Below are 13848 nucleotides of genomic sequence, written 5' to 3'. Positions count from 1 at the left end.
GTGCGGCCAGCCCTTGGGGGAAGGCTGGCCGCGCGCGGTCCGGTCTGGGACGGGGAGGGGTGGGGATGTGACCGGCTCGCGTAGCTCCTAAACCTGTTGTCAGCGATCGTGGGCGCTGGCGGTCGAAACCGCAGGCCTGGGATCGCCGAGGGAGACCCAGACGTTCGGGTCGCTCTGCGATTGGCGTTTGACGAAGCGGTAACCGGTCTCGGTCCAGGCCACGACGTTTTCGTTCTGGTTGTCCAGAATGAACTCGCCCTTGTCGGACTTGACGGTCAAAACCGCATGACCCTCGCCCATCTTGTCGCGCACCACCGTGATCAGAAGCGCCTCACGCGGCCATCCCGCGTCGATCAGCATCTTGCGCTTCATCAGCACGTAATCTTCGCAGTCGCCGTAGCCGTCGGTCGGCAACGACCATTTTTCAATCACACCCCAATGATCCATGTCGGTCATCGGCTTGACGGTCTCGTTGACCCAGCGGTTGACCTTCAAGAGATCGCGCCAGGCCGCTTGCGTCATCACGATGTCGCGTGGCTGCGACGGACCGCCCCGGCACTCAGCCGGAGTCTCGGTGCAGAATTCGACCCAGCCGATCGGCGCACGCGTGGTATCGCCGAGACTTGCATAAACTGTCCGCTCATCGGCCGCACGCGCCGATGCGCTCAATCCCAACAGGATGGCGACAACCGCCAATCCCTTCCGCTCCCTGAAACCAAACATTGTGGCCCCCGTCTTTTTTGTTGGGACCACGTTTCTCACAAAGGCTTTGCGCTGCGACTAAGTACAGCAAGTACAATTGAAGCGAATACTCATAAATACTGCGGCGAATTCGATCTGTATTTGAATAGAATTTGAATACAATTTTAGACAACTGCAATTGATTCAAATTTTATCGATTAACCGCTGTCGCCCTCGGAAATGCGGGTATCGCACCGCAAAGTCCGCCGGCATTAACCGAGATCGCCAGGCCACTTCCGGGTCTCGAAGGCACCTTTCGACGGGAGCCGGGCAGCAAAAGGCAGGGAATTCGGCCGTTTGAGGCTTTACCCCGCGGTAACGCTGTTGGAGATGGATCGGAAAACCTTGGCAAGATCCTCCCGCCCATGCATGCATGCCGCGCAAGAAAAGGAAGACAGGGAGGCGATCATGACGAGGGTGCTTTTGGGGCTTGTGGCCGCTTTGTGCGTTGCGGCTGGTTTGTCGGCGAGCGCCGAGGAAGCCGTCCGTATCAATCCGACCGACCCGCAGCCGACCTGTGCCATGTGTCCGGGGACCCATATCCCAGCGGCCGAGCTTGAGCGCTACACCCAGAAGGCCATCGCCGAGAAGCTGATCGATCAGCAGGTGCGCGATATCGACATCGGCAAGGCGCGGATCGGCATCGGCATGGTCCATCGCGGCCGGCTGGAAAAGCCGTCGCCCGATTCAGTCGCCGAGCACGACCAGATCAGCGAGGTATATCACGTGATTTCAGGTGCAGCGACGCTGGTGCTCGGTCCGGACATCGTCAACCGGCAGCGGCGGCCTTCGACCATGCGCACGGTGAGGGAGTTCAACGGTCCCGGCAATAACGGATCGGACGTGAAAGATGGCGTCGCCTATGAGATCAAGGCCGGCGATGTCGTGGTGATTCCGGCCGGTACCGGTCACTGGTTTACGAAGATCGAGGACCACGTCGACTATCTCATGATCCGGATCGATCCCGACAAGGTGACGCCGCTGAAAGGCGAAGCGCAGTCGATGGAGTATCTTTCCAAGCCGGCTACGCGTGGGAAGTGATGTTTAGCGCGCGGTGACGGCATCTTCGAGCGTCTCGGCCACCTGTTCGTGGACGAATTCGAGCGCGAAGCCTTCCTCGAGATTGCGCACCACGCGTGACTGGACCTTGCCGAGCAGCACGAGCGATTTCAACGGCGGGCGGTTCTCGGCCGCGATCGCCGCACCGGAACGCGACATGTCGATGATGCGGCAGGTCATCTTGGTGCCGTCTTCGAGCGTGAGCAGCGCGATCGGGTTGCGCGGAATAATACGGTCGTGGCGACGATCTTCCGGCAGGTTGAGAATGTCGCGATTGGCGAGCCAGGTCAGCTGCGCGGCGAGCTTGTCGCGCTTGCGCGCGGTCGCGCCTACCGTCATCGCAAAGCCGTTGTCGATGATGCGGGTAATCTTGCCCTCGACCCGGCCGATATGATCGAGATAGGCGATCACGCGGTCACCGACATTGCCGATGCCGGGCGCGAGCAACGCCAGCCCACCCGGCGACATATTGATGATCTGGCAAGGAAATTCGCGCCGGTCCGGCAGCATGTAACGTCCCAGCAGATGAACCTTCACCCGCTGGAAGCGCCGCCGCTCTTCAGCGGACGGCAAAATAGATTTCTTGTTTGCTAACGCCATCGTCGCCGCCAGAGCATCTGCTCATGGACCCTACGGCCGGCAGGGTTAATGAGCCGTTAGCGGAATGCAGGAACCCGCTCACGCCACTTTTGGTCGCGCTTGGGCAGCCGGTTGAAGGCCCACAGCAGAATTGGACACGCCAGAAGGACGATGGCTCCGAAATGGATGGCGGCCGCCGCCTGGCCGATCGATTTCGCCGCCGCGCCGGCCACAACGGGACCCAGCATCATCGTGGCATAGTAGAGCGTATAGAAATGCCCATGCCGATCGCGCGTGTCTCGGCCTTCAACACGCGGGCGGGCAGGCTCATCATCGGCCCGACCGGCAGGCCGCTGAGTAGTCCGATCGCCGTGACAGTCGATATCACCATCTCGCTGCGCGGCAGGATGATCATCAGCACGGCGAAGACGATGCAGCCACCGGCGAGGATCAAATTCGGCCGCCCGGTGCTCGGCCAGGAAGCCGCCGAGCGGGACCGATATCACCGCCAACCACAGCACGATGCTGATGACGGAGCCTGCCGCCGATATCGACCAGCCGCGCTCGTCCAGCATCGAGGGGCCGAAGCTGAAGATCATGGCAAATCCCACGTTGAAAAGACCCCATATCAGACCGGCCGCTATCAGGGCGATGAACGTAGTGCGATCGGGCCACGCCGATCCGGTTGCCGCGGTCGTTGTGATCTTCGGTGGCGACGGATAGGCGGCCGCAAAAAACACGAGCCCGAGTGCGATCGAGGCCGCCACCGTGAGATAGACGGCCTCGATGCCGAACGCGGTTGCGATCGGGGGCAGCGAGACCAGCGACAGCGCAATGCCCGCCGGCCACGAGTTGGCGAAGATCGCCATCGCGGTTGCGATCTCCTGACCGGCAAACCAGTCGGCGACCATTTTGGTCATCTGGACATTGAACATGACGCCGCCGGCGCCGCTCACCAATCGTCCTGCGATCTGCGCCGGCCAGGAAGGCGATAGCGCCATCGCCAGCTCGCCGAGCAGCATCAGGACGAGTGATGCAATCACCGTAGGCTTGTCGCCAAACCGTTTTCCGATCGCACCACCCGGAAACGCGAGCGCAATGCCGGGGGCGAAATAGAGCCCGATGAGCCATCTGATGTCGGCAAGGGAAACGCCGAACGTATCGCCCAAAGCGGAGCCACCGCCGCGACGCTCTGGAATTGAAACGCCATCGTCAGGCGAATGATAAACAGTACGGCGAGGGCAAACCATCGGTTGCGCAAGGCGTCACACTTTCAAGGATCGGGAAGCGTCGTCCAAGCTGGAGGGCGGCGATACGACTGTCAATCGCCGTGGTTCAGCGGCCGGTCATTGGCGTCGCCGGGCGCTTCACATAGGCTTTCTCTTGGGCTTGGCTCTCGCCCATCAGCGCAAAGATCAAGGGCCGGGAGGAAGTTGCCATGCAACAGATTCGCGTATGCACCTATGACGGTCCGGGCGCACAGCCTGTGATCCGCAGCGTGCCATGGCCGAAGGTCGGCAAGAAGGGTGCGCTGATCAAGGTCGGCGCCTGCGGCGTCTGCGGCACCGACCTGCATATCCTCAAGGGCCACTGGCCAAAGCCGTTGCCGTGGCCGTTCACGCTTGGCCATGAGATCGGCGGCGTGCTGGTCGAGGTCGGCTCGGACTTCACTGAAGATTTCATGAGCAAGCCGCTGAAAGCGGGATCGAAAGTCATGATCCCGCCCTTGATGCCCTGCGGCCGTTGCTACTACTGCGTTCACTATCCCCAGAGCGCCAACAAATGCCTGACGCCGGTCTATTACGGCCGCTACCTCGGGTTCGAGAAAGCGCCGCATCTGTGGGGCGGCTGGGCCGAATATGTCTATGTCGACCTCGACATGCTGCCGGGCACCAAGATCTACAAACTGCCGGACGACATGCCGCTGCGGTTAGGGGCGCTGTCGGAGCCGCTCACCTCCTGCATCCGCGCCTTCAACCGCGCCACGCGCGCCGGCGGATTTACCTGGGGAGACACCGTTGTCATCCAGGGTTCCGGTCCGATCGGTATCCTCGCGGTCGCCGCCGCGCGCGAAATGGGGGCAGGGCGGGTGATCTGCGTCGGCGCGCCGGAGGAGCCGCGGCTGGCGCTGGCGCGGAAGTTCGGCGCGGAAGCAGCCGTGGACATCGAAGCGGTCAAGACACCCGCCGAGCGCATCCAGCGCGTGCGCGAGATCGTTGGCGGCTTTGGCGCCGATCTCGTGATGGATTGCTCGGGCCATCCGAGCGCCGGCCCCGAAGGCATCGAAATGCTGCGCGATGGCGGCACCTATGTCGAGATGGGGCAATTCACCGATGCAGGCTCCATCGAGACCTCCTGGCACCGCATCTGCACCAAGGATCTCAATGTCTTGGGATCGTGGGGGTTCACCGGTAACGACCTGCCGCTTGGCGTCGACATGCTGTATCGCACCCGCAACAAATATCCCTGGCTCGACATGCAGACGATCTATCCGTTTTCGGAAGCCGGCATCGGGCAGGCGGTCGCGGACGCAATGGCGATGAGGACGGTGAAATCCACCATCGTGCCGTGGCCGGAACTGGTCGAGTGATACAGCGTCAGCCTCCCGTTGCTTGCCGGCTAATGACGGCAAGATAACTGTCCAAACCCGATCAGGTTTCTACATTGACGCAAACAGGCTTGTGGGTATCAATGGTTGCAGGGATTTGTTGCATCAAAGCTTCATTGACAGCCTTTAGTTTGAGCCGCTGCCAGTGTGGTGACACTGACGTTCCTTCCAGTGCCGCCCCGAGTTCTTCGAAGGAACGTCAGTGTCAAAGCCACACTGGAATCATATGTTTGCCAGTGTCCCTTTGGTTCTGACATTCGTAAAAGTGCCCGCCGCGATATGATACGAATGTCAGAACCGGGACACTAGGACAATGGGACGGGGCATCATGGCCGAGCAGGATAAGGTAATCATCGAGCGCGACGTCAGGCTCGACCTGTTCCGCGGCGTCGGGCTGTGGATGATCTTTCTCGATCATATTCCGCACGACGTCGTTTCCTGGCTGACGCTGCGCAACTACGGCTTTAGCGATGCGGCCGAGTTCTTCGTGTTCATTTCCGGCTATCTGGCCGGCTTTATCTACGGCCCGATCATCAAGGCCGGCCATTTCTTGTCGGCGCTCAAGCGGCTGTGGAAACGGGCGATGGAGATGTACGTCGCCCACATCATGCTGTTTCTGATCTTCACCGCGCAGATCGCCCGCACGGTGAGGAGGTTCGACAATCCGCTGTATGAGGACGAGTTCAACGTCCACAACTTCCTGGAGCATCCGGACATCCTGATCGGGCAGGCGCTGACGCTGCGCTACAAGCCGGTCAATCTCGACGTCCTGCCGCTTTACATTGCCCTGATTGCGACCGCACCCTTCATGCTGTGGGCGATGGTGCGCCGGCCCAACCTGACGCTGCTCGCTTCGGTCATCCTTTACATCTTCGCGCGCATTTTCGACTGGAATTTTGCATCCTACCCGCCCGGCTCGACCTGGTATTTCAACCCCTTTGCCTGGCAGATGCTGTTCATTTTCGCCGCCTGGTGCGGCACCGGGGGCGCCAGCCGGATCTGGCCGATCGTGCAATCCCGCCTGGCGCTGATTGCGGCGATCATCTGGATCCTCTTTGCCTTCCTGATCGTCATGACCTGGCACATCGCCGCCCTCGACGCGCTGGTGCCGAAATGGATGATCAAGATCATCTACCCGATCGACAAGACCGATCTGGACATGTTCCGCTTCACCCACTTCCTGGCGCTTGCGCTGATCGTGTCACGTTACGTGCCGCACGACTGGGCGCCGCTCAAATTCAAGTGGCTGCGTCCGGCCATCATGTGCGGCCGGCATTCGCTGCCGATCTTCTGTTTCGGTGTGTTCCTGTCCTTTGCGGCACACTGGGTCCTGATGCAGTACACGAGGGGCGTGTGGGAGCAGCTTGTTGTCAGTGCGGCTGGTATCCTCACCATGATTGGCATCGCGTGGGTGCTGGATCGCGCCGACAACGTGCCCGACCTGTTCGTCGATGTCGCCGAGATCGAGCGCCGCAAGACTGCGCTCGAACCCGGCAAAGCCTAAGCCCTTGCGAAGCGGATCGTTGGGGAAATCCAAATTCGGCTAATCCAAGTTCGTTTAAATCGCGCTGCGACCGATCCGTGCGCGATTGTTGACCGGAGGAAATCATGGTCCGACGTCTTTTAATTGTCGCTTGTCTATTGCTGCTGTCGGCGCCCGCGACCCGGGCGCAGACGCCGACGCCTGACGCCATGGCGGCGGCGCGCAGCCTCGTCAACACCATGAAGCTCGCCGACCAGTACAAGGCGCTGCTGCCGGCGATTTTGCTCGGCCTCAAGCCCGCGCTGACGCAGGACCGGCCGGAGATCGAACAGGATTACGACGCGATGATGCCGATGATCGCCGAGGCCTTCACGCCGTATTACACGTCAATGGTGGACGGCATCGCCACCGTCTACGCCAACAACTTCACTGCCGCCGAATTGCGCGAGATCGAGGCTTTCTATCGACAGCCGGTCGGTCAAAAGATGCTGGCGAAAATGCCGGCCATCAGCCAGCAGGCGCTCGCGGTGGGCCAGGAGATCGGCCGCAAGGCCGCCGAGGATCTGCGTCAGCGTCTCACCGAGGCGCTGCGTCAGAAGGGGCATAAGCTGTAAGGCGGGCAGGCGAGGGCAGCGCCGACAAACGATGGCAGCTCTAGAGTCTTTTGTTTTGACGCGTTTTCTTCACGCGAACCGGTGCCACCCCCGGATCAAGTCCGAGGGCATGCTTCGCTCGAAAACGCTTTAGCCGCTATTAGCGCATGCCTTCATAGACCATGAGCCCGCGCGCCAGTTTCAGTTTGCGCAGCGCACGCGGAACGAGGCGTTCGGCGGGCGGGTGCAGATAACGCCAAGACGTCAGTTTGAAATCCCGCAACGAGCTATGCCCGCTGTCGAACGGGGCGAGCAGCCCCGTCAGGCTCAGCGGCGCGTGGGCGTGGTAGTTGAACGGCAGCAGCAGCAATTCCAGAGGCACCGCCCCCGAGGCCGAGGCCGCGATGAGGCCGACGATGGCGGGCACCATGTCCTCGGTCACCGCCGCAACAATGTCTTCGATCTCGCGCCGGGCCTCGGTTGCGAACAGCTCGGAAAAGCTCCGATTCTTCAGATCGCGGCCGGCCAGCGCACAGAGCCGCGTGCCGGCGACACGAAACGGAAAACGGCTGGGCTCATCGCAGGCTAGCACGAAAATGTCGCCGAGCAGCTCGCGCACGGCATCGGGATCGATGTCGCCGCGGTCCGGTGCACGCGCTTCGCCGCGTTTCTGGTTCCAATAGGCGAAGAATTGCTGGTTCGACGGATGTTTCATACCTGATATTGCCCCTCTGCCTGAGCGCAGGTGAGACATCTCTGTCCCGTTTCTGCGCAAAAGCATTCCCGGCTTCGTTGTGCAGAAACAGCATTGCAGCGTCCATGCCGAACCCGCCTGGGGCTGCGGGTTTGCGCCATTAACGTTAAATTAAGCATTGCCAGGTGTGCGGCGCTAAAATAACAATAAGAGATGAAGAATAACTACCTGATATTGTTTGACTTTTAAGGCTGATGTCGTTCACTCAGTGCCACGACTAAAAGCCCTTACGGCCGCACAAATAACTTGATTTCTGTTATTTGGCGCGCCGTTAACTCGGAGATGTCCCATGGCGAAGATCAAGCTCACGGACCGTGCCATCGCGAGAATGCAAGCGCCTGATCCGTCAGGAAAACAGGTGCTGCACTGGGACGCCGAGATCACGGGCCTCGCGGTCCTTTGCTCCGGCGTCTCAAACGCCAAGACCTTCATCGTGCAGCCGGCGCTCAAGACCGGCTAGACCCGCCGCCTGACCATTGGCGCGACCAACACCATCACATTGGAAGCGGCGCGCGAGCAGGCCGCCGACATGATCAACGATCTGCGTCGCGGCATCGACCCCAAGCGCAAGGTGAGCACACTGCGGGAGACGCTGGAAGCCTACCTGGCCGCCCGCAAAAATTTGAGGCCCGCGAGCGTTCGCATGTATCGGCAGATTGAGGGGACGCTGGAGCCGTGGCTTGACCTGCAACTCAAGGACATCACCGGCGAGATGATCGAGGAGCGGCACCGCGCCTTGGCCGCAGCGACGAGCAGGGTGGTCGGTAGCCGCCGCTACGACGGCACCTCGACCGCGAACTACTCGATGCGGGTGTTCAGGATACTTTGGAATTTTGCCGCCGAGCGGATGCCTGACCTGCCGCCCAACCCCGTGCGGCGTTTGAAGCGGCAATGGTACGCCGAGCCGCGCATACGAGGTTGGTGAGGGCGGACGAGCTCCCGAAGTTTTACAAGGGCGTGACGAACCTGCGCAACGCCATCGCGCGGGATTACGTCCTGCTCCTGTTATTCACCGGCCTCAGGCGGGGCGAGGCAGCAACCCTGCGCTGGACCGACATCGATTTCGCGGAGCGGGTCATCGGGTTGCCTGCGGTGCGCACGAAGGCGGGCAGGGCGCTGAGCCTGCCGATGAACGACGTGGTCCGCGACATGCTCGTGGCCCGACGCGCGCTCGGCAACACCGGCTTCGTGTTTCCGGGCGCAGGCGAGAGCGGTCGCATCTCCGACACTGGCTTGGCTGCCGTCGCGACGGCAACGGGGATAGTCATTTCAGCGCACGATCTTCGTAGAACTTTTTGCACGATTGCCGAGGGCTGCGACATCAGCCCCATCGCGCTAAAGTGCCTGATCAATCACAGCATCGGCAGTGGCGTGACGGAAGGTTATGTCCAGATGGCAACCGAGCGACGGCGTGAGGCGGCTCAGAAGGTCTGCGATAAGATCAAGCTGCTTTGCGCCGTGGAAGCCGTCGCTGCGCCGAACGTCGCGAGGCTGTGACGTGGCAGCACGAGGTAACGAAAAATAATAATTTACTTCGTCGTCGATCGGTTCTATTTTCAGAGCTAGCCCACCCAGGCTCCTGATAGCAACTGCGGTGCGGTGTTGTCGAAACGGTCCATTCCACCGTACCCAACGGAAGATGCGGTCTTTCTGGCAAGAGCCAGTGTGGGTGTCAGGGCCCAAATGAATGAAAGGTCGTCCACGCGCTACGAGCGCTGGGCGGCCTTTTTTATTTTGCCGCCGGCGCTCCCAAGGGATTTGGGAGACCTGTCGTGAACTATAAACCCCGACATCACCACATAGACGCCTACGCACGCGCGATCAGCGATAGCGGAGTCGGCAGCGACGACGAAATGCTGTCGACCCCCGAGATGGCCACTTGGTTTCGCTGCTCTACGCAGTGGTTCGAGATCGGCCGCTCCAAGGGCTACGGCCCGCCGTTCGTGAGGCTCGCGCCCCAAGTCATCAGATACAAGCGCGGTGACGTAAAGGCGTGGCTCTTGCCGAGCGTCAGCACGCGTCAACCGCCGAGTTGATCTGATCCGGCTCAAGGTGCTCCCGCGCCCTTGGACTTTTTTTCCGTGCGGTTGAATGGCCGACGACCGCGCGGACTACCGCCTGCGCCACTGCACGGACACCGAGATCCGGATCAAGCAACTACCGGCCGACCCTGACCGCGCCATCGGCGTCCTGGTTAAGATGATCGCGGAACGTCACCGGTTGCGGGTGTTTTTCTGGTCACATCCATTCACGCAGGCCGTGGTACTACGACGAGGGCGTTTGCGGAGCGTTGTTCTCTGCATTGGGAGAGATGGACCCGCAAATCGGAAGGATTGCCGAGCAGCTCCTGATCGAGCAGGTGCGGTCATGACCGTGCCCGAACAACTGCCGCGTCCATCCCTGCGCGATGCGTCGGCGAAACCAACCGAAATCGATACGGCGGCGCACCGCGTCACATTCTTCCAGAACAAACTCGCCCGGAGCCAGCGGCAGGAGACCCTAACGCTCCCGCAAATCAAGCAGCGGATGCTGGAGACAGTCGGTCCCGACAAGGGCAAGTTGCCCCTCATGAAGTTCGCCGTATTCGGCGATGTCAGGACGGAGAAGAAGTGTCGCCAAGCGGCACAAGGCGCCGATCATCGTGGCCAAGCTGGATAGGCTCAACCGTGTTGTCCCCGTTCTCTTTCTCCGGTGCAGAGGGTGGTGTGGTCTACAGGTAGAGACCCATGCATGGCTCAATCAAAGCCCGTAGTAATACGGGAGGTTGATGAATCTCAAGACACACTTTGAGAGAGCCAATACTTTGCTGACATTGAGTCGTCATTGAATTTGCAAATCGGCGTTGGAGTTTGAACGCATTGAGAGAACATGAAATCACGTGAAATCTATATCCTGGAAGACGACGCCCTCGTCCGGAAGACACTGTCGGTTATTTTGGACAGAGCCGGTTATCAGCCCATTTGTTTCGCAGACGGGGGTGCGCTTATTGCTCGCGCCCGCGAAAAATATCCGCTGTGTATTCTCCTCGATCTTAGGCTTCCCGGCAAATCCGGTATGGAAATATTAAGCGAACTGCAGGGTGAGGATTATCTAGCGCCTGTCATATTGATTTCAGGCTATGGAAGCATAGAGATTGCCGTAGAAGCACTGCAAAACGGGGCCGCTGACTTCATCCAGAAGCCGTTCAAAGCCAATGAAATAATCGACCGAATCGACCGAATTGAACGGACAATCGCAAAAGCAAGGGCATATCGAACAGCGGCCCGCCTCGCGATCGATTCCAACAGTTTTTCCGCATGGCAAGTGCTGACGCGTCGAGAAGGGGAAATACTCAACGAATTGCTTTCGGGCGAAACGAACAAAGAAATTGCACGGCGACTGGGGTTGAGTCCGCGAACAGTCGAGACCCACCGTTTGAACATTATGAAAAAGGCTAATGTTAAATCCATTGCCCAGTTAATGCTGAATGTCTTGCAACCGAATCTCGAAAGCAAATCGAGCGGCAAAAATTCGCCCGCCTCTTAAGGTGAATCGCTGGGTGGCCGGAGAGTTGGTCGGCGTTCGATCCGAATACGCGCACGCGACGCATTCCGCTTTCCCCATATCGGATCTCCGCAGCTCTAAAGCGCGACCATGCTACATCTAGACTAGCTGACTGCCGGTGCGTCTTCTAGCTAGCGAAGGGCAAGGTGATGCAGCCCAGCGCGTCAGGCGCATCCGCGGACGCCTGCCAATGGACCAAACCAAGTCCGGCCAAATAACTAATCACCCCTGATTTCTGTTATTCGCGTGCCCTTTCATATAACCGGGCACCAAAATTTCGCTTTCACAGCAATGCCTTAAAGCGTTTTGAGAGGGAGCGCCGGTTAACGTTAAATTAACGATGGGCTTGGTGCGGCCGGAGAGCCTGCTAGTGTCGCTTCACCAGATTACTCCGCCGGGTTTCTTAAAGGCCCGGCAAAGACACCAGGCGTCGAACAGATTGGCCGCTTGCGCGGGAAGCGGTGGGGATCAAACCCCCGGCGTGCCCCGCGTAACTTCAGGGTCAGCATCCATCGAGGGAGGGCTTTCTCAGAGCCCTCCCTCAATTGTTTTATTGAGTAATTTACGATTTTTGGCGGGTTACCCCCGGCTTCACCCACGGGTGACCGTGTCGAGAAGACAGACAGCGCCCTTCGCTATCAAACACGTCTGAAGTGCGCCACCGAAGCCGCCGAGGCAGAAGAAGACCTTTTGGCTCAGCTCTTAATACCACCACAAAATCGATAATCCGGCGGACGAGTTGGCGTTTCGTATTGCGCGTCGCGCGGAGTGGCGCGCGTTAGCAACGTTAGGAGACTTGGACGTCGTAAATAATGCAGCGACCTATGAGGGCCTACGACGTGCTACGGAACACGACCTGGTGCGCGCGAAATGGCTCGCAGAGTTGATGCGAAATATAAAGACCTAAGATCACAACTAACGACCACCAGAGGGGCGGCTCGCAAGGGTAGCCCTTTTCCATTTCATCGATAGGACAGCACCGCTGGCTTGATAAGGGCCGTCACCGGTGACAGCATCTCGCATCGGGGTACGTTCGCCCCGACATACAGGCGACGCATCGACTGCCTCCTTAGGATGAAGGCATGCGTCCTGTGGCTAGCAGGCTTGGGCTACGTTCGAGCACCGCTCGGCGCAGCAGACCTCTAGGCAAGCGCAAAGCAACGGCACAAGCCGTCGAGGGAAACCTTGGCGGCTTTTGCGTTTGTGGCCAAACGGGACTAGCCTGATAAGGAGAGTTTTTCGGAGGGCGCGCACGTGAACTCCACCCTTAAGATTCAGAAGTCAGAAGCAATAACCCTGATTGAAAAAATCAAGGCCGAGATCAAAAAACGCTCGGAGGCGAAGGCCAAGCGTATGCTTCTTAAGCACCCCAAAAGGCTGACGAAACGATACTCCTAGCGGCGAGATTTTGATTTAGGCCGTGACTTGCGGCTAGCAGACGCTCGAACGCTTTTATTTTTAGCAGGCCGTTTCGGCGCGGGTCGCATCTTGCGCTTCGGCTCGCGCTGCACGTCGCGGACCGGCTCAGGTTGCGTGTTGACCGGTTGCTGTTGCGTGTTGCGGACCGCTTCGGCCAGCATCAGGTATAGCTCGGTCTTGGTATTTTTTTGCGGCCTCGCGTAACTGTCTTTTGCCAATTTTAGTCCCTCGCTGCTATTTGTCGTCTGACTTCACCGCTTCCCTAGCCAAACGCTCCGCCTTCAACCGCTCGAAATTTTTCCGGAAGGCTTCCTGCACCTTTTCATATTCAGTCGCGACCGGCTTAGGGCCACGCTGAAAAGTCCGCCCGGCGTCTTGTTGCGCGGAGTCCTTTTTATCTCTCATGGATCACCTCCAACAGTTAGTGATCGGTGAGACAACGATAGCGCAGCCATAGTGCGCCGCGGGAAAAAGTGCTGATTAAGCTTTTTGATTAGGTTTAACGTCGAGTCCTATGCGCATAAGAATCGGTCGGGGTGCGCGGCGTGCCGAGGGCGCCCGTGTCAAGACTTCCAGCCAGGTAGGGGGGCCGTTAGCCACCATACAGGCGAGGGCCGCTTCACGATGCGACGGCTACCGTGACCGTGCTCTAATCTTCGTCCGGCTCGCGCACGACCGGCGGTTCATCGTCGTGGTCCTCTTCGTCGTCGTCCTCGTCGTCATCTTCATCAGGATCTCGGGGTGGCATAGCGTTGCCCATGATCAAGACGAGACCCCGCTCGATCAAGCCGGCGCAAAATTCCCCGGGGATGCCTAGACTCATGTTGCTTCTCCGATAGCTCAGGCAGCGTCGCTCAGCTTTTCGAATACCGAGATTTTCAGCCGGTCGAGGTCGCGTTCGCCGGACGCGGCTTGCTCAAGGATATGCTCCGCTACCTCCAGCGGCGTGACGGACTGACAGATCAGGAAGCGTCGATCCGCCACAACTTCGTTCATCGCCTGCCGCATCATGGCGACGGTCGAGGCATCAAATTCCCGTTTCAAATTATTCATCGAATCGCAACCCACG

17 protein-coding genes are annotated in these 13848 nt (G+C 59.5%); 10 read left to right on the top strand and 7 right to left on the bottom strand.

Annotated elements, in window-relative coordinates:
- Positions 1 to 99 precede the first annotated feature (99 nt).
- Entirely contained in the window at positions 100 to 723 is a 624-nt protein-coding gene (locus ABSE61_RS17745; protein WP_423872429.1) for a transglutaminase-like cysteine peptidase, read from the bottom strand.
- 426 nt (positions 724 to 1149) lie between these two features.
- Between ABSE61_RS17745 and ABSE61_RS17740 the strand changes: the two genes are divergently transcribed.
- A complete protein-coding gene (locus tag ABSE61_RS17740) occupies positions 1150 to 1782 on the top strand; it encodes a cupin domain-containing protein (RefSeq protein ID WP_423872428.1) in 633 nt (210 codons plus the stop codon).
- 3 nt (positions 1783 to 1785) lie between these two features.
- Here ABSE61_RS17740 and ABSE61_RS17735 read toward each other — a convergent pair whose 3' ends face one another.
- Entirely contained in the window at positions 1786 to 2400 is a 615-nt protein-coding gene (locus ABSE61_RS17735) for a PilZ domain-containing protein (protein WP_423872427.1), read from the bottom strand.
- A 56-nt stretch (positions 2401 to 2456) separates the two neighbouring features.
- Positions 2457 to 3548 (bottom strand): MFS transporter, encoded by a 1092-nt coding sequence (locus ABSE61_RS17730; protein ID WP_423872426.1) that lies wholly within the window; start codon positions 3546 to 3548, stop codon positions 2457 to 2459.
- Between the two features lie 269 nt (positions 3549 to 3817).
- Here ABSE61_RS17730 and ABSE61_RS17725 point away from each other — a divergent pair, with 269 nt between their 5' ends.
- The 3 genes from ABSE61_RS17725 to ABSE61_RS17715 all read left to right on the top strand — a co-directional run bounded on the left by ABSE61_RS17725 (position 3818) and on the right by ABSE61_RS17715 (position 7084).
- Positions 3818 to 4969, top strand: a complete 1152-nt coding sequence (locus ABSE61_RS17725) for a zinc-binding dehydrogenase (RefSeq protein WP_423872425.1) — start codon at positions 3818 to 3820, stop codon at positions 4967 to 4969.
- 346 nt (positions 4970 to 5315) lie between these two features.
- Positions 5316 to 6491, top strand: a complete 1176-nt coding sequence (locus tag ABSE61_RS17720) for an OpgC domain-containing protein (RefSeq protein WP_423872424.1) — start codon at positions 5316 to 5318, stop codon at positions 6489 to 6491.
- A gap of 137 nt (positions 6492 to 6628) precedes the next feature.
- Positions 6629 to 7084 (top strand): DUF2059 domain-containing protein, encoded by a 456-nt coding sequence (locus ABSE61_RS17715; RefSeq protein ID WP_423872423.1) that lies wholly within the window; start codon positions 6629 to 6631, stop codon positions 7082 to 7084.
- A gap of 139 nt (positions 7085 to 7223) precedes the next feature.
- Here the strand turns inward: ABSE61_RS17715 and ABSE61_RS17710 are convergent, their stop codons facing one another.
- The gene (locus ABSE61_RS17710; protein ID WP_423872422.1) at positions 7224 to 7778 is read right to left on the bottom strand and encodes a PAS domain-containing protein; all 555 of its coding nucleotides are present in this window, start codon (positions 7776 to 7778) and stop codon (positions 7224 to 7226) included.
- Between the two features lie 328 nt (positions 7779 to 8106).
- Between ABSE61_RS17710 and ABSE61_RS17705 the strand changes: the two genes are divergently transcribed.
- From ABSE61_RS17705 to ABSE61_RS17680, 6 genes are all read left to right on the top strand, one after another.
- On the top strand, positions 8107 to 8277 hold the full coding sequence (locus ABSE61_RS17705; RefSeq protein WP_423872421.1) for a hypothetical protein: 171 nt from the start codon (positions 8107 to 8109) through the stop codon (positions 8275 to 8277).
- Positions 8278 to 8346: 69 nt separating this feature from the next.
- Entirely contained in the window at positions 8347 to 8742 is a 396-nt protein-coding gene (locus ABSE61_RS17700) for a hypothetical protein (RefSeq protein ID WP_423872420.1), read from the top strand.
- A complete protein-coding gene (locus ABSE61_RS17695) occupies positions 8709 to 9314 on the top strand; it encodes a tyrosine-type recombinase/integrase (protein WP_423872419.1) in 606 nt (201 codons plus the stop codon). Before ABSE61_RS17700 ends, ABSE61_RS17695 begins: the two co-directional genes overlap by 34 nt.
- Positions 9315 to 9589: 275 nt before the next feature.
- Positions 9590 to 9853, top strand: coding sequence for a helix-turn-helix transcriptional regulator (locus tag ABSE61_RS17690; protein WP_423872418.1), 264 nt, complete (start codon positions 9590 to 9592; stop codon positions 9851 to 9853).
- Positions 9854 to 10184: 331 nt separating this feature from the next.
- Entirely contained in the window at positions 10185 to 10475 is a 291-nt protein-coding gene (locus tag ABSE61_RS17685; protein ID WP_423872417.1) for a hypothetical protein, read from the top strand.
- Positions 10476 to 10685: 210 nt separating this feature from the next.
- Positions 10686 to 11342 carry a response regulator transcription factor gene (locus ABSE61_RS17680; protein WP_423872416.1) on the top strand — a complete coding sequence of 219 codons (657 nt, stop codon included), beginning with the start codon at positions 10686 to 10688 and terminating at the stop codon, positions 11340 to 11342.
- Between the two features lie 1412 nt (positions 11343 to 12754).
- Here ABSE61_RS17680 and ABSE61_RS17675 read toward each other — a convergent pair.
- The 3 genes from ABSE61_RS17675 to ABSE61_RS17665 all read right to left on the bottom strand — a co-directional run bounded on the left by ABSE61_RS17675 (position 12755) and on the right by ABSE61_RS17665 (position 13832).
- On the bottom strand, positions 12755 to 12997 hold the full coding sequence (locus ABSE61_RS17675; RefSeq protein ID WP_423872415.1) for a hypothetical protein: 243 nt from the start codon (positions 12995 to 12997) through the stop codon (positions 12755 to 12757).
- 431 nt (positions 12998 to 13428) lie between these two features.
- The gene (locus ABSE61_RS17670) at positions 13429 to 13602 is read right to left on the bottom strand and encodes a hypothetical protein (protein ID WP_423872414.1); all 174 of its coding nucleotides are present in this window, start codon (positions 13600 to 13602) and stop codon (positions 13429 to 13431) included.
- Positions 13603 to 13619: 17 nt separating this feature from the next.
- Positions 13620 to 13832 carry a hypothetical protein gene (locus ABSE61_RS17665; RefSeq protein WP_423872413.1) on the bottom strand — a complete coding sequence of 71 codons (213 nt, stop codon included), beginning with the start codon at positions 13830 to 13832 and terminating at the stop codon, positions 13620 to 13622.
- Between the last annotated feature and the right edge of the window lie 16 nt (positions 13833 to 13848).

Origin of the sequence: Bradyrhizobium sp. (assembly GCF_049519115.1) — a bacterium.
Taxonomy (GTDB): domain Bacteria; phylum Pseudomonadota; class Alphaproteobacteria; order Rhizobiales; family Xanthobacteraceae; genus Bradyrhizobium.
This window is presented reverse-complemented; position numbering and strand designations above follow the sequence as displayed.